Source organism: Xanthomonas sp. 3793, from assembly GCF_024806835.1.
Taxonomy (GTDB): Bacteria; Pseudomonadota; Gammaproteobacteria; order Xanthomonadales; family Xanthomonadaceae; genus Xanthomonas; species Xanthomonas arboricola_F.
Genome location: NZ_JANTYU010000004.1, coordinates 21,976 through 44,034, shown reverse-complemented (window position 1 = coordinate 44,034; position 22,059 = coordinate 21,976). Strand labels below are relative to the sequence as shown.

Sequence of the window (22,059 nt, the reverse complement as noted above, 5' to 3'; positions counted from 1 at the left end):
CGACAGGTCAAGCGCGATAGCGGGAGTGATCCTTGCACATCGCCGTCGTATCCCCATCCCCCTCTGCAGATGGCAAAGGGGGCGTCGCGGGCCCAGATCGCCGCGCTTATTTCTTCTGCAGCCGTACCGCCGCGCCGCCGTTTGCAGCCAGTTCCAGTTGCAGGCTGCTCTCACGGGTGAGCTTGCGGGTCTCGATGTGGACCTCGGTGGGCGCCTGGCCGTCGGCGTAGATCGTTGCGGTCCAGCTGCCCTTGCCCAGGAACGATAGCGGCAAGGTCAAGGTGCGTGGCTGCTCGTTGGTCATCGCGCCCACATACCAGTCCTTGCCGCTGCGCCGCGCCAGCGCGATGTGCTCGCCGATGGCGCCTTGCAGTGCACGGGTTTCGTCCCAGCTTGCCGGGACATCGCGCAGGAACTGCGCTGCCGGCACGTTTGCGTATTGTTCGGGGCTGTCGGCCACCACTGCGAACGGGCTCTCGTACACCACGTACATTGCCAGCTGCTGCGCGCGTGTGGTCATCACCTGCGGTGCGATGTGCTGCATCTTGAACTCGGCCGGGCGCACATTGCGGAAGCCGCCCGGTGTGTAGTCCATCGGCCCGAGCAACATCCGCGTGAACGGCAACGTGAGGTTATGCGTGGCGGTGATGCGCGTGGTCCATTTGTTGTATTCGGCGCCGAGCACGCCTTCCTGGGTCAGATAATTGGGATAGGTGCGGGTCAGGCCGGTGGGGTGATACGCACCGTGCAGATCGACCAACAGCTTGTGTTCGGCGGCCTTGCTCAGCAGGCGATGGTAGAAGTCCACCATCTGCTGGTCGTCGCGGTCCATGAAGTCGACCTTGATGCCCTTGATGCCGAGTTGCTGGTACCAGGCGAGCGCTTCGTCCATGTGCGCATCGAGCGCGCGCCAATGCGCCCACAACCACAGCCCGATGTGACGCTGACGGGCGTAGCTGACCAGGCCCGGCAGATCGAGTTGCTCCACCGGCCTGCGGATATCGGCATCGACGTTGTACTGACCATCGCCGGTGCTGCCGAAATACCAGCCGTCGTCGATCAACATGTACTGCAGTTTCAATTGCTGGGCGTGATCGATATAGCGCTGAATCGTGGCGGTATTCATGCCCGGATTGGCCACACCACTGGCCAGCGAGCCGGACCACCAATCCCACGCAGATTTGCCCGCGCGCACCCAGCTCACATTGAAGGCCGGCGGCGGGTTGAGTGCGGAAATCAGGTTGGATTCGATCAGGCTGGCCGGGTTGTCGCCGAGCATGATCACCCGCCACGGGGTGGCGAAATCGCTGCCTTTGGCGTCGAAGCTGACCGCTAGCTTGGGGTTGTCCAAGCGTGGCGACAATTTTGCCGATACGCCCAGGTCGCCATCCTCGCGGCCGGTGAGATACAGGCCGGCGTAATCGCGCAGGTTGGCCTCGGCAATCGCCAGCGTGGTGCCGCTGGCATCGGTCTGGCAGACCAGGGGCAACTCGAGCAGATTGTGCGGGCGCAATCTGGATGCGGGGATCGCATCGTATTCGCCCTCATGGCTGGTTCCGAAGCGGCCCAGGTTCAAGGTCCAGCAGGAATAGTCGCGTGGAAACGCAAAGCTGGTGAGCTCGTTGCGAATCCGCACCTCACCGGCATCGGGCAGCACATAACGCAGTGCAACGCCGTCGTCGTAGGCACGCAATTCCACCGTCAGGCGCCGTTGTTGCGGATCGGACAACTGCACGCGCAATTGGCGGTAGTGGTCGCGTGCCTGACGCGTCTTGCCCACGGCCAAGGCAAACCGGCTGTCATGCGTGTCGGTCGTGCTGCCCTGCAGCGTCATCGCCTTGCCGAGCGTATTGGCGCGGCCCAGATCCAGTCCAAGCGGGGCGTCGTCGAGCACGACTTTGTTGCGATACAGCACACGATAGGTCGGCACGCCGCCGTCGCTTAGCGTCAATTCCACCTGCGTACGTGCATCGGGCGACTGCACCTGCAAACGCTGCGCAGCTGCAGGAAGCGCGATCGCACACAGCAATGCGCACGCCGCCGGTAATGCGGAATGGATCAGGTTTCGCATGAGTCCCTCCTCCTGGGAGCGCCAACCCTAACGCAGAACGGTTGTTGTCGGTATCCACCTGGGGTAACGTTACCTCGCACCATGGCCGCTGAAACAGGGGCGGCAGCCACGGGCGGCATCATTCGAAAGCAAGCGACACCACGACTGCGAGTCGTCTGTCGGTTGCGTGCGAGTGGTGTGCACCGTTGCTTGGCAGTAGAGCTTGGGAGAGGCCTCTAATGCTGATGGTTCGCAAGGCGTTCCGCCGTGGAGCGCTGTGGGTGGTGTGTGGTTGCATGGCCTGGGCTGCAGTGGAGGCTGCGCCCGCCGATGTGCAGTCGCCCGGTCCATACGATGTCCGCGTGCTGGCGGGCGGGATGGGGCTGGCAAAGAAGCTAGCCGCCGATGCGCCAGGATTGGCTGCCGACGCGGACTGGAGCATCTCAGGCTGGGTGCGTCCCTCGCGTGCGAATGCCGGCCCGGCATTGATCGCCGGTCTGGGCGATCCGAAATCGGCCGGGCGTTACTTCGCAATCGACAACGGCAGGCTCGCTTTCGTGCAGGGCGCAGATACGGTGTTGCGCAGCAAGCAGGCGCTGCCTGCGGGGGCCTGGACGCAGCTGGCTGCAGTGGCGAAAGGCGGGCGGTTGACGCTTTACGCCAATGGCCGTCAGGTCGCCAGTGGCGCAGTCCGCCAGAGTGCGGTCGCGCCCGTGCTGATGTTCGGTCCGCGCGAGCAGCCCGCCGCCTATACGCAGCACTTCGGTGGCGAGATTGCCGGCTTTCTTGCGCATTCCGCTGCACTGGATGCGCCGGCCATCGTGCAGCTTGCGGCCAAGGTGCCGGATCAGGCCCCGCAGCGTTTCGAAGACGCCTCGCCGGCCTGGCAGGTCCAGGTCAGGCAGATGGCTGGCCAGGTCGCACCGCAGGCGCCCGCAACGCTGCCGCGCAGTGCGGCGGCCTTCTCTGCGCCGGTGGCCAAGCCGGTACAACCGACGCCCGCGCTGCAGCCGCTGGATGCTGCGGCATGGCGGGTCGGTGCGTGGCAACTGGCTGCGGCACCGGATCTGGGGCAGGCCACTGGCGCCATCCTGTCGCGCGGTGATGACCACGGCGGCGCGGCCTGGCACGTGGCCACGGTGCCAGGCACGGTGCTCACCACGCTGGTCGATCGGGGCGTGTATCCGGACCCGGACATCGGTCTCAACAACATGGCCATTCCCGAGTCGCTGAGCCGGCAGGACTGGTGGTACCGCAGCCATTTCGATCTGCCTGCTGCAGCGCAGGGCAAGCGGCTGGAACTGCTGTTCAACGGCATCAACTATGCGGGCGAGGTCTGGGTCAACGGCACCCAGGTCGGGCGTACGCGCGGTGCGTTCGCACGCGGCCGCTTCGATGTCAGCAAGCAGCTCAAGGCTGGCCGCAACATCATCGCAGTGCGTGTCTCGCCGCCGCCGCATCCCGGCATCGCGCACGAGCAATCGATGACCGCAGGCGTGGGCGAGAATGGCGGTGTGCAGGCGCTGGATGGGCCGACCTTCATCGCCAGCGAAGGCTGGGACTGGATTCCGGCGGTACGCGATCGCAACGCCGGCCTGTGGCAGGACGTGCAGTTACATGCCACCGGGCCGTTGGCGCTTGGCGACACCCGGGTGGTGACGACGCGGCTGGCTCCGGATCACCGGCGTGCCGAGCTCGAAATCAGCGTGCCATTGCGCAACGACAGTGCCGCGGCGGTGCAGGGCACCCTGCAACTGGGCATCGGCGAGGTGCGCATCCGGCGGCAGGTCAATGTGCCGGCCGGTGGTACAACGCTCACGCTCGGCGCCGCCGACACGCCGGAACTGGCGATTGCCAATCCGCGCCTGTGGTGGCCCAACGGCTATGGCGAGCCTGCGCTATATACCTTGCAGGCCAGCGTCGAAGTGGCCGGTACGCCATCGGACACGCAGCAGCTGCGCTTCGGCATCCGCGAGGTCAGTTACGAGCTGTCGCTGTTCGACCAGGACGGTGCGCTGCGCCGCGTGCTGGTGGATTTCAACAAGGCACGTCAGCGTGGCGAACGCATTGTCGATGCCCGCCACAGTGCGATCCGCCCCGTGCCCGGCGGCGATGCGCAATCGTTCTATCCCGGCGCGCAGGCATCGCCGGCAGTCACGCCGCTCAGCGATGACGCGCTGGCGCCTTACCTGGCCATCCGCATCAATGGCGTGCGCATTGCCGTCAAGGGCGGCAACTGGGGCATGGACGACTGGCGCAAGCGCGTCTCGCGCGAGCGGCTGGAGCCGTACTTCTGCCTGCAACGCGATGCGCATTTCAACGTGGTGCGCAACTGGGTGGGGCAGAACACCGAAGCCAGCTTCTTCGATCTGGCCGACGAATACGGCATGCTGGTCTTCAACGACTTCTGGCAGTCCACCCAGAACTACAACATGGAGCCGGCCGATGCGGCGCTGTTCCTGGACAACGCCTCCGAGGTGATCAAGCGCTTCCGCAACCACCCGTCCATCGTGCTGTGGTTCGGCCGCAACGAAGGCGTGCCCGCGCCCATCCTCAACGAAGGCCTGGATGCGCTGGTCGCCGAACTGGACGGCACGCGCTGGTACACCGGCAGTTCCAACCAGGTCAATCTGCAAGGCAGCGGCCCGTACAACTACCGCGAGCCGGTGGCCTACTTCAATGCGTTGGCGCAGGGCTTTTCGGTGGAGGTGGGCACGCCGTCGTTCTCCACGCTGGAGTCATTCAAGGCTTCGATACCTGCTGCTGGCGATCAGTGGCCGATCGGCGATGCCTGGGCCTATCACGACTGGCACCAGTCCGGTAACGGCGACACCGCCAGCTTCATGCGTTCGCTCACCGACAAGCTGGGTGTGCCCACCAGCCTGGAAGATTTCGAGCGCAAGGCGCAGTTGCTCAACTACGACACCCATCGCGCCATCTTCGAAGGCTTCAACGCGCAGCTGTGGACCAAGAACAGCGGGCGCCTGCTGTGGATGAGCCATCCGGCCTGGCCCAGCAACATGTGGCAGATCTACAGCCACGACTACGACACCCACGCGGCCTACTACGGCGTGCGCAACGCGGCAGAGATGCTGCATGTGCAGATGAACCTGCCCGGCCATGAAGTGGTGGTAGTCAACAATGCCAGCGACCCGGTGCGCGGCCTGCGTGTGCGTGCAGAGATCTACGGCACCGACGGTACGTTGCTGCAGCAACGCGAACAGGCGGTGGACGCCGCGCCCGTTGCGGTCTCGGCACCGGTACTGCAACTGGCGCCGCTGCTCAAGGACACCAACGGGCTGGGCTTTGTACGCCTGCAATTGCTCGATCGCGATGCGGTGGTGCGCTCGCGCAATTTCTACTGGGTGGCACGCGATGCGGCGGCCATGCGCGGCCTGGATGCGCTGGCGGCAGTGCCGGTGCAGCTCGGCACGCAGCTGCAAGACGGTGCGGAACCGGTGCTACGCGCGACCGTGCGCAACGCCTCGCAACAGGTGGCGCTCAACACCAAGCTGACTCTGGTGGACGCGCAAGGCCAACGCATCCTGCCGGCGTACTACAGCGACAACTATCTGAGCCTGGTGCCGGGCGAGCAGCGCGAGGTGGAAATCCGTGGCCCGTCTGCGGACACCCTGCGCAACGCCACGCTGCAAGTGCGCGGCTGGAATGTCGAACCATCAACTGGCGCTGCCAACGGGCTTCCGTAGCGGCACCAGCAAGTTGCCACGTCGTGCGCTTGCACGGCGTCTGCACTGACGCACCGATCGGCGCGTCAGCCATTACTGCATTGCCCCCCGGCATTGCCATTCGAAACGGTCGTGGATTGTCGTCATCCCTGGGAGGGGACCATGAACAAGCTGCATCGCAGTACCCGTCACACCCCGCTGGCCGCCGCGCTGGCGGCTGCACTCACACTGGTCGCGGCAACTGCCGCAGCGCAGGAAGCCGGCAGCACGGCCGGCGTCACCGATCTGGACAAGGTCATGGTCAAGGGCGTGCGCGGCGCGCAGGCCGAGGCCATCGAGAACAAGCGCACTGCCGCGCAGATCATCGACTCGATCTCCGCCGAAGACATCGGCAAGCTGCCCGACGTCACCATCACCGATTCGCTGCAGCGCGTGCCCGGCGTGCAGATCCGGCGCTCTGCGGGCGAGGGCTCGCAGCTCAATATCCGCGGCATGCCGCAGGTGCAGACCACGATGAACGGCGAGTTGTATCTGAGCGCTGGTGGCGGCGATCAGTTCGGCCAACCCAACATCGGACGTGCGCAACCGGACTTCGTCGACATTCCGCCGACGCTGTTCAGCGGCGTGGACGTGATCAAGTCGCCCACCGCCGCCGACCTGGATGGCGGCATCAGCGGCACGGTGTCGCTCAAGACGCGTCGCCCGTTCGATCTGCCCGAAGGCTGGACCTTCAGCGGCCAGGCCGAAGGCTCCTACGGCGACCGAGTGCAGGAACTCAACGAGTTGTACTCGGGCCTTGCCAGCTTCCGCACCGAGCGCTGGGGCGCGTTGCTGGCTGTGTCGTACTCCGATGCCACGCTGGAGAACAAGCACCCCAGCGTGTATTCCAACGGTGCGCAGAAATCCACCGAGCAGAACGTGGGCTTCGATTTCAACGGCGATGGCCGCATCGGCAGCAATACCGATCCGTCCAACCTGCCGCGCGACTATTTCTACAACTGGGTCGCCACCGAACTGGATAACCGCAGCACCGACCGCCAGCGCACCGGCGTCAACGGCTCGTTCCAGTTCAACATCAATGATTCGTGGACGGTATTGGCCGATGCGGCCTATACCAAGCTCGAAGACCACGACACCTCGGTGGCCGCACAGCTGCACACCGGTTGGGCGACCAATCAGTTGCAGCCAGGATCGGTGGTCGATTCCAACGGTGTGCTCGAATACGGCCAGTTCCGCTACAACCGCTTCCAGGCGCATTCGATGGCCGGCGTGGCCGATTCGGATTCGCTCAATACCAACCTGGAACTGCGCTTCGATGACGGCGGTCCGTTCCGTGCGTCGTTCCGTTGGGTGCATGGCGATGCGCAGCGTACCTACGACGAAGCGCGCGCCGATGCGGTGGTGACACGCGGCGACCAGATCACGCGCGCCGGCGGCGTCACGCAATGGGCCAATGCCAACGGACTGCCGACGGTCGATGCCTCGGTGGATTTCCGCGGCACCTATCCGGCGGTCAACCTGGGCACCGATGTGTCCAACCCGGACAACTGGCAGCTGATGTCCACGTGGGCACAGGGCAACAAGATCGAAGCGACGATGGACGCGTTCCGCGCCGACGGCACCTTCGAGTTCGATGAGGGCGTGGTGCGCGGGTTCCAGTTCGGCATTCGCTACGGCGAGCGTGAGGTCAAGCTGGATACCTATCGCTACCTGTCGCCGGTGTCGACCACATGCGCAGATCCCAATCGCTCGCTGTACTACTTCAAGGACCCGTTGATCGTCGACACCTGCAGCGGCGTCTCCGAAGCGCGTCTGCTGCCGTTCAACTCCATCCCCGGCTATTGGGCGTACTTCAACGACTTCGATCCGCTCAAGGTCACCGGCCTGGGCAGCCAGGGCTTGCCGGCGATCAACCCGCAGGTCATGAAGGACCCGGTGGGCTATCTCAACAGCCTGTACCCGGGCAACGTGGCCTACCAGCAGGCGGCAGACTCGTACAAGGTCACCGAAAAGAGCACCGCAGCGTACTTCCTTGCGAACCTGGAAGGCGGTACCGGCAGTGCGGTGCCGTGGACGGCCAACATCGGCGCGCGCATCGTGCAGACCAAGCTGGCGATCGATCAGTACCTGAGCAGCGGCAACGTGTTCATCGGCAACGTGGAATGGAACGGCGTCAGCCCGGCGATCGGCACCAATCGCCTGAACCGCCAGTACACCGATGTACTGCCTACCGCCAACCTGTCGCTGGATATCACCGACGCGCAGAAGCTGCGCTTTGCCTACAACAAGGCGGTGGCACGCCAGGACCTGCCCGATCTCGGCCGCGGCCTGGTGAGCTTTTACGCTGTCAATGGCACGCCGCCGCGCAACCCCGCGCTGCCGTCGGATGCAGTGCTGTTTCTCAACGGACGCTCCGGTAACCCGGATCTGGATCCGTACCGCGCCACCAACTACAACGCCTCGTGGGAGTGGTATTTCTCCGATGCGTCGTTGATCAGCGTGGGCGCGTTCCTGATCGATGTGAAGTCGTTCCCCACCACGGTGACCAACATCGAGCCGCAGCCCGATGCCGACGGCGTGGTGCGGCTGGGTGGACCGGTGGAACGCATCGTCAACGGCGGTGGCGGCAAGATCAAGGGCTTTGAAATCGGCTATCAGCAGGCCTTCGATTTCCTGCCGGGCTGGCTGAGCGGTTTCGGTACCAACATCAACTACACCTTCTCCGATGCCGATACCGACAACACCGACATCGAAGGCAACTCGCTTCCGATCGGTGACAACTCCAAGCATCAGGCCAATGCGGTGCTGTGGTATCAAAAGGACAAGTTGCAGGCGCGCGTGGCCTACAACTGGCGCAGCAAGCGTTTCAGTCAGGTCAACAGCGGTGCCTGGGGCGATGAGCTGGCGATCTGGAACGACGATGTCGGCTATCTGGATGCCTCCTTCAGCTACGACGTCAACGATCATCTGACGCTGTACGCCCAGGCCACCAACCTCACCGGTGAAAGCGAGCGGCGTTACGCGCAGTGGACCAATCACTACTACGACCAGAACATCTTCGAGCGTCGTTATTACGCGGGCCTGCGTCTGCGCTTTTGATGTGATGTTCCGATGTGCGACACGGCGCACCCCTGCCTCGTGTCGCACATGATCTTCTGTTGTCCCTCTCCAAGCGGTCATTTCGCTTTCTTCCCGTCACCGGCGTGCCGGTGCTGTAAGACGCCCGACGGCAACGTTGGGCACCCTCCCATTCGGCTGCATCGTCGGGAAGCGATGCGGCCGTTTTTTTGTGCGTAATGGCACATCCATTTGTGCAGTAATGCCTGCAGTTGAAATGTCGCTATGGACAGTCGTTGGATCTGTGCCCAAACGCAATGTTTGACGATTGCTTATGCCGGTTATGCGGCGTAGTTTCCGCATGGCGAACTTACCACCCCGTTCGCAGGCACAGCATTCCATGCTGATCGCTCAAACGCTCCCTGGAGATACTCCGCATATCACGGTGGCAATCGTCGCGACGATAACGTCGGCGCGGCCGCATTCGCCTCCAATGAATCTGAGGTCTTAGGTGATGTCTCGGGACACAAACAGGCCATTGGCCTGCGTGTCGGTGCGGACATTGTCGATGTTATGCCATGCGAATGCTCTTCGGCGGGACGCCGACGGAGCGCGTTCGGTTGGCTCCGGACATCTCTGATGGGTGCCCTGAAGAGGAACAAGGCAGGCCACGAGGCAGCGCTTCTTGGATTTTTAATAAACACCATTCGATTAAAAACAAGGTGAATCCAATGAAATTCAGTAAGGGTATCGGTCATAACCTCCGGCGCTCGATGGCGTTATCGCTATTGGCATTGAATCCGTTATTCGTCGCCGGCGTCTGCGCGCAGGTGCACGTCGACAACCCCTTCGTGGGGGCAAGCGGTTATGTGAATCCCGATTACGCCAAGAAAGTCGATGCATCGATTGCGAAGGTCAAGGGGGTGCCGTTGAAGGCCAAGATGGGCGTGGTGAAGACCTTTCCCACCGCAGTCTGGCTGGATCGCATCGCCGCGATTTCCGGTGGGTCGCAGAATGCCGGGCGGCTTGGGTTGAGGGGGCATCTGGATGCCGCGTTGGCGCAGAAAAAAGCCAATACGCCGATTACCGCCAGTTTCGTCATCTACGATCTGCCTGGTCGCGATTGTCACGCGTTGGCGTCCAATGGCGAATTGCCGCTGACCCCGGCGGCGCTGGAGCGCTACAAGAAAGAATATATCGACGTCATTGCAGCGATATTTGCGGATCCGAAATACAAGGATATCCGCATCGTCAATGTGATCGAGCCCGATAGCCTGCCAAACCTCGTCACCAACTTGAATGACATGCGATGCGCGCTGGCCAATTCCACGGGAATTTACGAGGAAGGCATCAAGTACGCGCTCAATAAACTGCACGCCATTCCCAATACCTACAACTACCTGGATATCGGTCACTCCGGTTGGTTGGGCTGGGATAGCAATCGCGGTCCGTCGATTTCGCTGTATACACGTGTGGTCCAGGGAACAAACGCGGGTCTGGCAAGCGTTGACGGCTTTGTCACCAACACCGCCAACACCACGCCGTTGAACGAACCCAATCTGCCCAATCCCGAGTTGAGCGTGAGCGGGCAGCCGATCAAGTCGTCGAAATACTACGAATGGAATCCCTATTTCGACGAGACCGATTTTACCCAGGCCCTCTACAGCGGGTTCGTTAGCGCGGGCTGGCCCAGCACGATCGGCTTTATCATCGATACCGGCCGCAACGGATGGGGCGGGCCGAATCGTCCGGCCGGCGCGTCCGGCAGCGACATCAATACCTACGTCAATAGCGGCCGCATCGACCGTCGCCTGCATCGTGGCAACTGGTGCAATCAGAGCGGGGCAGGGATTGGTGCGCTCCCCACCGCAGCACCGGGTCCGCATCTGGATGCATATGCGTGGGTCAAGCCGCCGGGCGAGTCCGATGGCTCCAGCACCCTCATTTCCAATAACGAGGGCAAGGGCTTCGATCGGATGTGCGATCCGACCTACACCACGGCCGATGGCGTGTTGACCGGCGCACTGGCCGGCGCGCCGATCTCCGGAGCCTGGTTCCATAACCAGTTCGTCGAGCTGGTGAACAACGCGTACCCGGCGATCGCAACCGCCAGCACCGCGGTCGCCGCCCCCGCAACGATCGCGGCGCCGAGCGCAACACGCGGTCTCACTGCCACGGTCGGCGATCGTCAGGTCAGGCTGAGCTGGTCGCCGGTAGCGGGAGCAACCAGCTACACGGTGCAGCGTCGTGCAGGTGCCGCAACTGCGTTTACGACGGTTGGTTCCAACGTCGCAACGGCGTCGTATGTCGATCGGTCCGTCAGCAATGGTGCGGACTACGACTACGTGGTCACGGCAAACAGCGGTGCCGGGACCAGCGCGTCATCGGCCGTGGTGCGTGCCAAGCCGGTCAAGTGATGCCGTCGTATGGACACCGGTGACGCTGGTGTCCATCCGTCGTGGGCGGCGCATGTGGCCGCCACGACGGCATTGCGACGATGACCGGTCGGTGTGTTGAGCCTATGGCGGCCAGCCGGCCGCCATGGGCGTTTATCCGGAGCGCGAAGTTGTGTGCGTCAAAGCGCGTATTGCGGCAATGCGATTGCTACAGGGTGACGAATCTGTGCGCACACGCAATGTTCCCGGGTGATCGCTGGGCGTAGCTTGGCGTGGCGAGCGCGACCATGTCCGCTCGCATCACGCATAACCGCTTATGCGAACGCCCATCAGGGCAACTCACCGCTCCCCAAATAGGATGTCGCTCATGAAGATGCTGTTCTCGCTGAAGAATCTGCTGGCCTCCAAGAAAAGTCTGAAGTCCTACTCCTGGTACATCTGGTACTGAGCACGCTGGCAAGCGCGGCAAAAACCGCCTTGCGTGTCGTGTGATGTTGGTTATGCCCGCCCGCGCGAGGCAGGCACTGCCGGACGCGGGCTTCAACAAGCGCAGAGCGATCCTCATGTCCCTATCCACCAGCGCTGATTTGGGCCGGGCGACGGTCTTTGCGCCGCGTTTGCAGGCGCTGCTGCGCGAGCACATGGGCAAGGATCTGTTTCGGCTGGATGGGGAGACCGTTGGCGTTGCCGGCTCCTCGGTTACGGATCGATTGCTCGCTGCACGTCCGGCAACCGAAGCCGAGCGGCCGACCTTCAAACCGCTACAGGGGCGATCGATTGCGCGCGTGCAGGCGTCCAAGCTGATGCAGGCAATCGGACGCGATGTGCGCGAGGCATTGAAGCGCCCCATCGCGGCGGACGTTGATCTATCCGGCCCTTGGCCGCATGTGGGGCACGTGTATTTGCGGGATCTGCTGCTGGGTGGCGACCCCCTGCGTTTACGCATGTTGATGGATCGCACCCTGGAGCTGACGCCCAAGCTGACTTGGGCACTTATCGCCGTCGGTGCATTGAGGCCGCTCGCGCTGCAAGCCAACGCGTCGGCACTTGCGACAGTGACCGCCGTCGCGGACGGTTACGATGCGCGGCGCTTTGCCATGGGGTTGTATCGACGAACTGCGGCGCCGGTGTGTTTCACCATCTCCACCCTGGTCGCAAACGCACTGTGGCTTGGATCGCCTTTCGATCCGGACATTTCCAGCCGCACTATCGTCTACGAGTCGCTGCGTCTGTTGCCGCCGTCCTGGAACATCTTGCGCAATGCATCGCCGGAGTATGCGCTGCTCGATGCCCGTATCGGCGCGCAGGACGATGTGTTGGTGTTGCCGCTGCTGAGCCATCGCGACCCCGCATTGTGGGAGGCGCCGGATGAATTTCGCCCGCAGCGTTGGAACCAGCTGGATCCGGATCATCAGCCTGGCTATTTCCCGTTCGGTCACGCGTCAGAGCGCTGTTGGGGCAGGCACATGGTGATGCCCCTTGCGGAGCAGTTGCTGGACATCCTGCGCAGTCAGGGGTTGGTCGTCAGTCCGCGGCAGCGCCAGGCACAGGTTCCGCTGGCAGGTTTGCTCGGGGTATCTCGGTTCGACGTCGTGCGTGGCTAGGGCATGCGGCTCTTTGAGCGCGGATGCAGCGGCAACTGGGGTGGATCGGCGCAGCGAGACGACGCGAAGGACGTTGCTGCCAGATCGCAGACGCGCGCGCTCCCAACTGCAGCCTCGAGCTATTTGCTGCACGCTCACGCCTCAACGCGTCAGTCCTCGGGGGGGCCGGCGGTCGAGCCGCGCTTGACCAGGGTGTACTTCATCACCTGATGCACGCCCTGCGCGGCATCCCCCTTGCGGCGTTGGCGAATGGCATCTGCCAGCAACGACACTGCCGCGCGTCCCATCGCCGTCACCGGTTGATGCACGGTGGTGAGTTCGGGCCAGATGGTGGTGGCGACCGGCGTGTCGTCGAAGCCGGCCACCGAGACATCTTCGGGCACGCGCAGGCCCAGTCCGTGTGCAACCGCAACCGCGGCCGCCGCCATGTCGTCGTTGCTGCAGAAAATAGCGGTCGGTGGTCTGGGTTGGGCCAGCAGGCTGCGCGCAGCGAGCAGCCCGGAGTGATAGGTGAACAGTCCTTCGGCGATCAGGTTCTCTGCAATCTCCACTCCCGCAGCCTGCAGGCTGTCGAGATAGCCGTTGGCGCGCAGCGCGCTCGGTGTGTGTTTGGGGTCGCCCTTGATCAGCGCGATGCGTCGGTGTCCGAGTTCGATCAGGTGCGCGACGATGGCGCGTGCGGCCTGATAGTCATCGATGCGTACCGAGCTGATTTGCGCCATCGGTGCGCCGCTCGCCACCGCCACCACCGGGATGCTGCGCGCATCCAGTTCATTGATGGTCTGACGCGAATCGCACAACGGCGGCGGCAGGATCACGCCATCCACGCCGGCCGCCAGTAAGCGCTCGGTGGCTGCGCGCTGGCTGCGGATGGCGCCGCACTTTTCCACCAGCACCTGGCTGCCGTTGAGGCTGCTCTGTTCCAGCAGCCCGAGCATGAATTGATTGAGGTAGGCGGCGCTGGGGTTGCTGTACAACACGCCGATGCGCAACAGGCCGCTGGTGCGCAGCGAGCGGCCGGCGAGATTGGGCCGGTAGCCCAAGGCTTGCACCGATGCTTCCACGCGCACCCGCATGTCCTGTCCGACATGCGGGTGCCGATTGATGACGCGCGAGGCGGTCATCGGCGAGACGCCGGCATGCTTGGCGACGTCCAGCAACGTGGCCGCGGTATTCGCACTGCGTTGCCGCTTGACCGCCATCGTATGTGCTCGTCCTGGAGTAAAAACGCGTTCGCAGCGCTGCGTTGCCAGATTACTCGTTCGGCGGTTGCACGGTCTTGGCACGGCTGCCGAAATCGCCATCGGCTTCGGCCGCCAGATACGCAAATACCGTGTAGGCGGCAACATTCTGCGCGAGCGCCTTGGGGTCGATCTTGTCCAGCGTGTCGTCGGCGGTGTGGTGCAGATCGAAGTAGTCGGTGCCGTCCTGCGCCAGCCACGCCCACGCGCCACCCTTGGCGGAAATCGGCCCCACATCGGGGCCGGGCCCGCCCTTGCTCGGCGCGTATTCGATGCCCAGCGGTGCCAGCACCTCGGCAATCTGCCTGGTTGCCGCGCGCGAGTCGTCCGGCGCTGCGGACCCGGTGTTGAACGCATAGATGCGCCCGGCACCGAAGTCGCTTTCTGCGCCAATCTGATGCAAGGCCATGTCCTTGGCATCCTTGCCATGTGCGGCTGCATAGGCCTTGCCGCCGTAGAGCCCTTGCTCTTCATTGGCGAAAGCCACCACACGGATCGTACGCCTGGGCGCCTGCTTGAGCTGGCCGATCAGATGCCCGGCGGCCATCGTGATGGCCACGCCCGCGCCATCGTCGATCGCACCGGTGCCCAGATCCCACGAATCCAGATGCCCGCCGATCACCACCACTTCCTTGGGCTTGCTGCGCCCGGTGATCTCGCCGATCACGTTGTACGAGGTCGCGGTGCCGTCCCAACCGCAATCCAGCGCCAGCCGGATGCGCGTGGCGCCCAACGCAGCAAGACGTGCCAGCTGGTTGGCATCGGGCACCGACAACGCGGCGGCGGGTACCGGCGTCAGGCCTTCGTCGAACCGGGTGATGCCGGTATGCGGTACGCGATGCGAATCGGTGCCGGCCGAGCGCATCACAAAGCCGATCGCGCCCTTGCGGATCGCCTCGGACGGGCCCTTGCTGCGCACCGCGCCGCCGTTGCCGTAATCCTTGCCGTCGCGCGCCTTGACCATCTGGTAATCGACGAAGGCGATCTTGCCGGTGAGCGAGCCGGCAGGCGCGGCCTGCAGGGCGGCCAGGTTCTCGAAGCGCACCACCTCGCCTTCGACGCTGCCGCCCGGGCTGCCGCCCAAGGCAGTCACGGTCAACGGTTGCGCGTGCGCGCCAAGTACCGCGGCGTGTTCGCTACGACGTTCCCACTTGGGAAAGGTCACCGGCTCGGTCCACACCTTGTCGAAGCCCAGCGACTGGAATTTGGCTTTGGCCCAGGCCACTGCGCGCGGATCGGCGTCGCCACCGGCAATGCGCGGGCCCACTTCGGTGGTGAGCGATTCCACCACGGCAAAGCTGGTGGTGTCGGCCAGGGCCTGCTCGCGCAGCTGCGCGGCGGTGCGCAGCGCGCTATCGGCAAGGGTGGTCTGTGCAGCGAGCGCGGAGGAGGTGGCGAGCAGGGCGGAGATGGCAACGGCGAGGCGACGCATGCAGGGCGGCTCCAACGACAAGGGGGTCCCCGAGCTTATCAGCGCGAGGTCCCCCGTCTGCGTGCGAAAAGTCATCCCCATGCGCGAAGCGCGCAGTGGATGTGTCCGCTTACAGCGCGCCTGGCGGCTTGAGCGTGTCGTTCTTCAGCGAGTCGCGAATCTCGCGCAGCAACAGCACTTCTTCGCTCGGGCCCTTGGGCGCATCCGGCTTGCGATTGCTCAGACGGTTGATCAGCTTGACCACCAGGAAGATTGCGAAGGCGATAATCACGAACTGCACGACGGTATTGATGAAATCGCCGTAGCCGATCACCACGGCCGGAATCTCCTTGCCGGCGGCGTCGACCTCTGCAGGCTTGAGCACCCAGGCCAGTTTGGAAAAATCAACGTTGCCGATGGCCCAGCCGATCGGCGGCATGATGATCTTTTCCACCAGTGCAGTGACGATCTTGCCGAACGCTGCACCGATGACGACACCGACCGCCAGGTCGATGACGTTGCCACGCATTGCGAATTGCTTGAATTCGCTGACCATTCCCATAGTGCACTCCAGCTGCGGACGCGGACCGACTGCCGCTGTGCCGATCGTAGCCCGGCCGATGTCAGCCGGCGATGATGCCGTGGCGCTCGGCCACGTTCTCCAGGCGCGCACTGAACCGATCGCCCGGCAGCAACGGGCCGACGCCGGCCGGTGTGCCCATGAAAATCAGGTCGCCTGCGCGCAGTGCATACAGCTTGGACAGCTCATGCAGGATTTCCGGCACGTTCCAAATCATCTGATCCAGCAGCGATTGCTGGCGCACCTGTCCGTTGACTTCCAGCGACAGGTTCAGCGCATCCAGTGCGCCCACTTCACCGGCGTGCACCAGCTCGCTGATCGGCGCGGAGTGATCGAAGCCCTTGGCGATGTCCCACGGCAGGCCCTTGGCCTTGGCCGCAGCCTGCAGGTCGCGACGGGTCAGGTCGAGGCCCACGCCGTAGCCGTAGATCAGCCCTTCGGCTTGCTCCAGCGGCAACTCGCCGGCCGGCGCATCGCTGCCCAACGCCACCACCAGTTCCACTTCGTGATGCAGCTCGTTGGTGCCAGGCGGGTAGGGGATCTGGTCGCCGTGGCCGACCACGATGGCATCGGCAGGCTTCATGAAGAAGGTGGGCTGGCCACGCTCGGCCTTGGAGGCCGGTGCGGTGGCGCCCATCTCGCGCGCGTGATCGGCAAAGTTGCGGCCCACGCAGTAGATGCGGTGCACCGGAAAGCTGCCGCCACCCACCACCGGAATGCGCGGAACATCGGTAGCGGGAATCACATCGTGGGTCATGCACGCATCCTCGGAACGGGACGGGTGAGTCTAGCCGCTTGGCCGTGTACGACGGAACCTTCGCTAGTGAAGTGTGCGGCAGCTCATTCGCTCGCACGGCAGGCAGGTCGACCGATCAGCCATCAAAACGCGAGTCGGCATGCCTGCAGACATGCCGATTCAAGGAGTCGACGATGTGGAACCCGGCGCGGGGCGCGTCGGGTGCGCGAGACGCTCAGTGCGACATCGGCAGCGCGGGCTTGCGCACCACACGGTATTCGGCCTCGACCACACGCGCCTGCTGCGGCGTGCGGCGGTTCGACTTGCTCAACACTTTCCAGGCGACGCCGCCCAGAATCATCGCCGCGCCGACGAACACGCTGAAGAAGATCAGCACCGCAAGAATCGCCAGGCCGGCGAGACCTGCGGCAACGCGCACCAACGGGTGACGCGGCTTGCGTGGCGCAAACAGGTGGTGAAGGTTGCCGAATTGGAAGATGCGTGCAGGCATGGCGGTGGGCTGCCGGGCAGGAAACAAGCGCGCAGTATCGTTGCGGTTTCATGTCATTGAGTGAAAACTTCGTTAATTCGAGCGCCGTTTTGTTAAATGCATCACGCTGTGTGTGCTGACCGGGGGTCTGCCGCAGCCTCTGGATGAGCGGTGGTTCCAGGTGATCTCGCACGTGGCGCCGGCAGCGACGCGGCGTCGCGCTACGCAGAGACGATGCCGGCACATGCCACAATCGGCGACCGTTCTTCGCAAGCGTTGCTCATGTCATCGTCCTCACCGACCGCGCTCGCCACCCTGGCGCAGATTCCCGATGCCGGATTTCTGGAAGTGGAAGCGAGCTGGGACGACGGCCCGGAGTCGCTGGTGCTGTATCGCGATGGTGCGCAGGTACGCGCATGGTTGAACGTCTGCCCGCATGCCGGACGCAGGCTGGATTGGGCGCCCGGCCAGTTCCTCAAGACCAAGGACGGCCATCTGGTCTGCGCTGCGCACGGTGCCGCCTTCGAACTCGTTGCGGGCGCATGCATCAGTGGCCCGTGTCGCGGTCAATCGCTGGTGGCAGTGCCGGTACGCGTCGACGGCGAGCACGTGGTGCTCGGCTAAAGGCCGATCACATTTGCGCGCTGCAACCCGATAGCGAATGCAGTCCGGCGCTTGATGCGTGGAGATCGACGATGCGACGTCGCAGGCAGGTTGCGCAGTGCGCGTGAGCTGATGCGGTGACGGCGCATGCCGATCGAGCGCCAACCCGCAACTCACCAGCCTTCAGCGTGCCGCCCACCAGAACATCAGGTTGATCATCGACACCATCACCACGATGTAGATCAGCGACAGCGGTGCGCCCACGCGCCACAGCTCGCGCGGCTGATAATTGGCCGGGCCGGCCACCATCGAGATCACCGGGTTGGAGGCGGTCATCAGATTGTTGGACGCCGACAACGCCACGATCAGCGCGAACGCGGTCGGGTTGCCGTTGGCCGCCAGCGCCAGGTTGACCGCAATCGGCACCATCACGATGGTGGCGCCCACATGGCTGATCACCAGCGAAAACGCAGTGGTCAACAATGCCAGGCTGATTTCCAGCGCCCATACCGGAATGCCTTCGGGCAGGCGGTCGATGGTGTGGCCTGCCACCCAGGCCGCAGTGCCGCTGCTGTCCATCGCCCAGCCCAGCGGAATCAGGCCGGCCATCATGAAGATGGTCTTCCAGTTGATCGAGGCATAGGCCTCGTCCATGCGCAGCACGCCGCTGACCAGCATGCAGGCCACGCCGGTCATCAAGGTCAGCGCCACCGGCAGGCGCGAGGTCAATGCGATCAGGATGGTGAAGGCGAAGATCGCCATCGCGATCTTGAACTTGTGCGGGCGCTGCTCGCCCTTGGGGAAGTCGGTCACCGGCACGAAGTCGCGGCTTTCCGCTGCCTGCGCCAGGTCCTGCCAGATGCTATGGAACACCAGCATGTCGCCGGCGCGCAGCGGCACGTTGCGTACATCTTCGCGGATCACCTGCTTGTCGCGGTTGATCGCCAGCAGGCTGATGCCGGCCTGCTTGCGCAGGCGCAGTTCGCCGGCGCTCTTGCCGATCAGCCGTGAGTTGGGCGGAATCACCGCTTCGGAAATGCCCGCAAGGCTGGGGTTGAACAGGTCGCCCAGGTTGCGCAGCCGCGAGGACATGCGCAGGAAGTGGTTCTGCGCAAAGTCTGTCACCTCCTGGCGCTTGCCCATCGCACCCAGCACGCTGCCGACCCAGATGCGCATGTCCGCCGGCGGTGCAAGGCGGGTGTCGTTGCCCGTCTTCAGGGCCAGCAGCAGCGGCGCGTCGTGAATGGCTTCGGCTTCGCCCAGGGTCATGCCGACCAGCGGGCTCTCGGCGGTCACGGTGAGCTCGAACACATCGCCGTCGATGCCGTAGGTCTTGGCGAAATAGCTTTCGGTACGCGATGGCGTGACGCCTTCGTTGATCAAGCTTTCCTCTTCGATCAGCTTGCGGTCGCCGTAGAAGCGGAAGTACAGCAGTGCGGCGATCAGCAAGGCCACGCCGATCGGCAGCGGCGCGAACATCGTCAACGGCTCGATGCTGGCCATGCCCGAGGGCAGGTTGTTGTTGGCCGACACCAGCAGGTCGTTGAGCAGGATCAGCGGCGAATTGCCCACCATGGTGAGCGCGCCGCCCATCACGATGGCCGCGGCGATCGGCAACAACATGCGCTGCAAGGTGAGCCCGGTGCGCGCGGCCAGCCGCGAGGCGACCGGCAGGTACAAGGCCATCACCGACGGGTTTTGCATGAACGAGGAGTTCAAGCCGGAGATGGCCAGCGTCATCATCATCAGGCGTTGCTCGCTGCCGTGCGAACGCCGCAGCAGCCAGGTGGCCAGGCGGTTCAACGCACCGGTGCGCTCCAGCCCCGCCCCCAGGATGGTGGTGGCGATGATGCTCATCACCGCGTTACCGGAAAAACCACCAAACAATTCTTCCGGCGCCACCAGGCCGGTGACACCCAGTACCACCAGCACGATCAAGGCCACCACATCGGCGCGGATGCGCTCGAACAGGAACATCGCCATCGTGAAACCGACCAGCCCGAGGACGAGCTTCATATCGTTGGTCAGCGTCAGCGCGGTATCCATTGGGGGCCGGGATTCGGGATTCGGGAGTGGGGATTGGTCAAGCGACTGCGGCGTCGAGTATGCGGGGAAGCGCTGTTACAAATCCCCAATCCCCACTCCCGAATCCCGGTCGTACAGCAGATCCCACACGCCGTGGCCGAGTTTCTGGCCGCGGGTTTCGAAGTGGGTCTGCGGGCGCCAGGCAGGGCGTTCGACGTGACCGCGCGCACCGGCGCGATTGGCCAGGCCCGGTGTGGCGTCGAGCACGTCCCACATCTGTTCGGCGTAATCGGCCCAGTCGGTGGCCGCGTGCAGGCGGCCGCCATCGCGCAGCTTGCGCACCACCAGCGCCGCAAACGCCGGCTGGATCAGCCGGCGCTTGTTGTGGCGCTTCTTGTGCCACGGATCGGGGAAGTAGATACGCACCTCGTCCAGCGCACCATCGGCGATCTCGTGTTCGAGTACTTCCACTGCATCGTGGTGATACAGGCGCACATGCGTGCTGCCATCATCGTCCAGCGCATTGAGCAGGCGACCGACGCCCGGCGCATGTACCTCGATGCCGATGTAGTCGCGGCTGGGGTCCTGCTGCGCTGCAAAGCGCAGCGCGGCGCCATTGCCGAAGCCGATTTCCAGCACCTTGGGCGCGTCGCGCCCGAATGCGGCATCCAGATCGCGCGGCGCGCCGGTGTAATCCAGCCCGAACCGCGGCCACAGTTCGTCGAAGGCGCGCTGTTGCGCGGGGGTGAAACGGCCCTGGCGCAACACGAAGCTGCGCACCTGGCGGCGGCCCTCTTCGATGGTGAAGGGTTTGGGCGGCATCTTGGCGCCGTCGCTGGTGAAAGGATCGGTCATGAGTCAAGTCACATCAGAAAACAAAGCCCCTCTCCCTTTGGGAGAGGGGTTGGGGTGTGAGGGTACGGGGTGAGGAGGCACTCGCAGCAACGCGCGATCTGGCAACGGCAACATCCGGCCCGCCACACGGCCAATCATTGCGCATCGACCGCACTGTCAACGCAGCATATCCACTCATCCAATCACGCCATCCACCGGACTCGACGCCGACGCATACCGCTTGCGTGGAATCCGCCCGGCCAGAAACGCCTCACGCCCCGCCTCGATCGCCTTGCGCATCGCGCTGGCCATCAGGATCGGATCGCGCGCGCCGGCAATGGCGGTATTCATCAACACGCCGTCGCAGCCCAGCTCCATCGCAATCGCCGCGTCCGATGCCGTGCCCACGCCGGCATCGACAATGATCGGCACCTTGGCGTTCTCGATGATTTCCAGCAGGTTGTACTTGTTCTGGATGCCCAGGCCCGAGCCGATCGGCGCGGCCAGCGGCATCACCGCCACGCAGCCGATCTCTTCCAGGCGCTTGGCCAGGATTGGATCGTCGGAGGTATAGACCATGACGTCGAAGCCATCGGCCACCAGTTGTTCGGCGGCCTTGAGCGTCTGCACCACGTCCGGGTACAGCGTGCGCTCATCGCCGAGCACTTCCAGCTTGGTCAGGTTGTGGCCGTCCAGCAGTTCGCGCGCCAGCCGGCAGGTGCGGACCGCATCTTCAGCGGTGTAGCAGCCGGCGGTGTTGGGTAGCAGCGTGTAGCGATCCGGCGGCAGCACATCGAGCAGGCTGGGCGCGTTCGGGTCCTGGCCGATGTTCACGCGGCGGATCGCCACGGTCACGATTTCGGCGGCAGCGGCCTCGGTGGCCAGGCGGGTTTCGTCCAGATCCTTGAACTTGCCGGTGCCTGTGAGCAGGCGCGAACGGTAGCGTTTGCCGGCGATCAGCAACGCATCGGAGGGGATGGGAGTCGTCATGGGGCAATTATCACCCATCATGCGCAAGCACGCCGGCTAGCACGTGCGCGAGTTGTCAGGCTCAAGCGACATCGACGGTGCATGAACACACAAGCTCGACGTAACTTCCGGCGCTCCCCGCGGTTGCGGCCCAGACGTTCGTGAGCCCCTGCATCGGCACGAACAGAACAAGGTCCGCCGCGCTGATATCGGGCGCCAGTGTCCCGAAGGCGCTCTCACGGATCGACGGGTACACCCTGTCGAGAAACTGCACGACCCCCGCCTGGGCATTCGGCGCAGCGAGCTGCGTCGAGAACCAGCTGCATTCGTGGCGGACGGAGAGCGTGAACAGTGGCATTGCGAAAGCGTCCAATCCG

At 64.1% G+C, this 22,059-nt stretch carries 16 protein-coding genes; 6 read left to right on the top strand and 10 right to left on the bottom strand.

All coding sequences use genetic code 11. From position 1 onward, the window contains the following. Positions 1–106: 106 nt before the first annotated feature. Positions 107–2,071 carry a glycoside hydrolase family 97 protein gene (locus FHY18_RS13765; protein WP_259156043.1) on the bottom strand — a complete coding sequence of 655 codons (1,965 nt, stop codon included), beginning with the start codon at positions 2,069–2,071 and terminating at the stop codon, positions 107–109. Between the two features lie 218 nt (positions 2,072–2,289). On the opposite strand from FHY18_RS13765, the gene FHY18_RS13760 reads away from it, so the two are divergent. The 5 genes from FHY18_RS13760 (at position 2,290) to FHY18_RS13740 (ending at position 12,793) form a co-directional block, all read left to right on the top strand. Beyond that, positions 2,290–5,757, top strand: coding sequence for a LamG-like jellyroll fold domain-containing protein (locus FHY18_RS13760; protein WP_259156042.1), 3,468 nt, complete (start codon positions 2,290–2,292; stop codon positions 5,755–5,757). A gap of 141 nt (positions 5,758–5,898) precedes the next feature. Continuing rightward, complete coding sequence (locus FHY18_RS13755) at positions 5,899–8,835, top strand: TonB-dependent receptor (RefSeq protein ID WP_259156039.1); 2,937 nt, start codon at positions 5,899–5,901, stop codon at positions 8,833–8,835. A gap of 731 nt (positions 8,836–9,566) precedes the next feature. Next, positions 9,567–11,210, top strand: a complete 1,644-nt coding sequence (locus FHY18_RS13750; protein ID WP_259156948.1) for a glycoside hydrolase family 6 protein — start codon at positions 9,567–9,569, stop codon at positions 11,208–11,210. 337 nt (positions 11,211–11,547) lie between these two features. After that, positions 11,548–11,637, top strand: coding sequence for a tryptorubin family RiPP precursor (locus tag FHY18_RS13745; protein WP_016851134.1), 90 nt, complete (start codon positions 11,548–11,550; stop codon positions 11,635–11,637). A 115-nt stretch (positions 11,638–11,752) separates the two neighbouring features. Next, positions 11,753–12,793 carry a cytochrome P450 gene (locus FHY18_RS13740; protein ID WP_259156032.1) on the top strand — a complete coding sequence of 347 codons (1,041 nt, stop codon included), beginning with the start codon at positions 11,753–11,755 and terminating at the stop codon, positions 12,791–12,793. Between the two features lie 149 nt (positions 12,794–12,942). Here the strand turns inward: FHY18_RS13740 and FHY18_RS13735 are convergent, their stop codons facing one another. The 5 genes from FHY18_RS13735 to FHY18_RS13715 form a co-directional block, all read right to left on the bottom strand. After that, a complete protein-coding gene (locus FHY18_RS13735) occupies positions 12,943–13,995 on the bottom strand; it encodes a LacI family DNA-binding transcriptional regulator (protein WP_259156029.1) in 1,053 nt (350 codons plus the stop codon). Between the two features lie 52 nt (positions 13,996–14,047). Then, a complete protein-coding gene (locus FHY18_RS13730; protein WP_259156028.1) occupies positions 14,048–15,466 on the bottom strand; it encodes a M28 family peptidase in 1,419 nt (472 codons plus the stop codon). 109 nt (positions 15,467–15,575) lie between these two features. Beyond that, positions 15,576–16,007, bottom strand: a complete 432-nt coding sequence (mscL, locus tag FHY18_RS13725) for a large-conductance mechanosensitive channel protein MscL (protein ID WP_259156027.1) — start codon at positions 16,005–16,007, stop codon at positions 15,576–15,578. Between the two features lie 61 nt (positions 16,008–16,068). Next, positions 16,069–16,782, bottom strand: coding sequence for a fumarylacetoacetate hydrolase family protein (locus FHY18_RS13720; protein WP_259156026.1), 714 nt, complete (start codon positions 16,780–16,782; stop codon positions 16,069–16,071). Between the two features lie 214 nt (positions 16,783–16,996). Then, positions 16,997–17,272, bottom strand: a complete 276-nt coding sequence (locus tag FHY18_RS13715; RefSeq protein ID WP_259156025.1) for a hypothetical protein — start codon at positions 17,270–17,272, stop codon at positions 16,997–16,999. 261 nt (positions 17,273–17,533) lie between these two features. On the opposite strand from FHY18_RS13715, the gene FHY18_RS13710 reads away from it, so the two are divergent. Further along, complete coding sequence (locus FHY18_RS13710; protein WP_259156024.1) at positions 17,534–17,875, top strand: Rieske (2Fe-2S) protein; 342 nt, start codon at positions 17,534–17,536, stop codon at positions 17,873–17,875. Between the two features lie 162 nt (positions 17,876–18,037). On the opposite strand, the gene FHY18_RS13705 is transcribed toward FHY18_RS13710, so the two are convergent. From FHY18_RS13705 to FHY18_RS13690, 4 genes are all read right to left on the bottom strand, one after another. Further along, on the bottom strand, positions 18,038–19,900 hold the full coding sequence (locus FHY18_RS13705) for an SLC13 family permease (RefSeq protein WP_259156023.1): 1,863 nt from the start codon (positions 19,898–19,900) through the stop codon (positions 18,038–18,040). A gap of 75 nt (positions 19,901–19,975) precedes the next feature. After that, complete coding sequence (trmB, locus tag FHY18_RS13700) at positions 19,976–20,734, bottom strand: tRNA (guanosine(46)-N7)-methyltransferase TrmB (RefSeq protein ID WP_259156022.1); 759 nt, start codon at positions 20,732–20,734, stop codon at positions 19,976–19,978. 174 nt (positions 20,735–20,908) lie between these two features. After that, complete coding sequence (locus FHY18_RS13695) at positions 20,909–21,703, bottom strand: thiazole synthase (protein WP_259156020.1); 795 nt, start codon at positions 21,701–21,703, stop codon at positions 20,909–20,911. 61 nt (positions 21,704–21,764) lie between these two features. Then, positions 21,765–22,040 (bottom strand): hypothetical protein, encoded by a 276-nt coding sequence (locus FHY18_RS13690; protein WP_259156018.1) that lies wholly within the window; start codon positions 22,038–22,040, stop codon positions 21,765–21,767. Between the last annotated feature and the right edge of the window lie 19 nt (positions 22,041–22,059).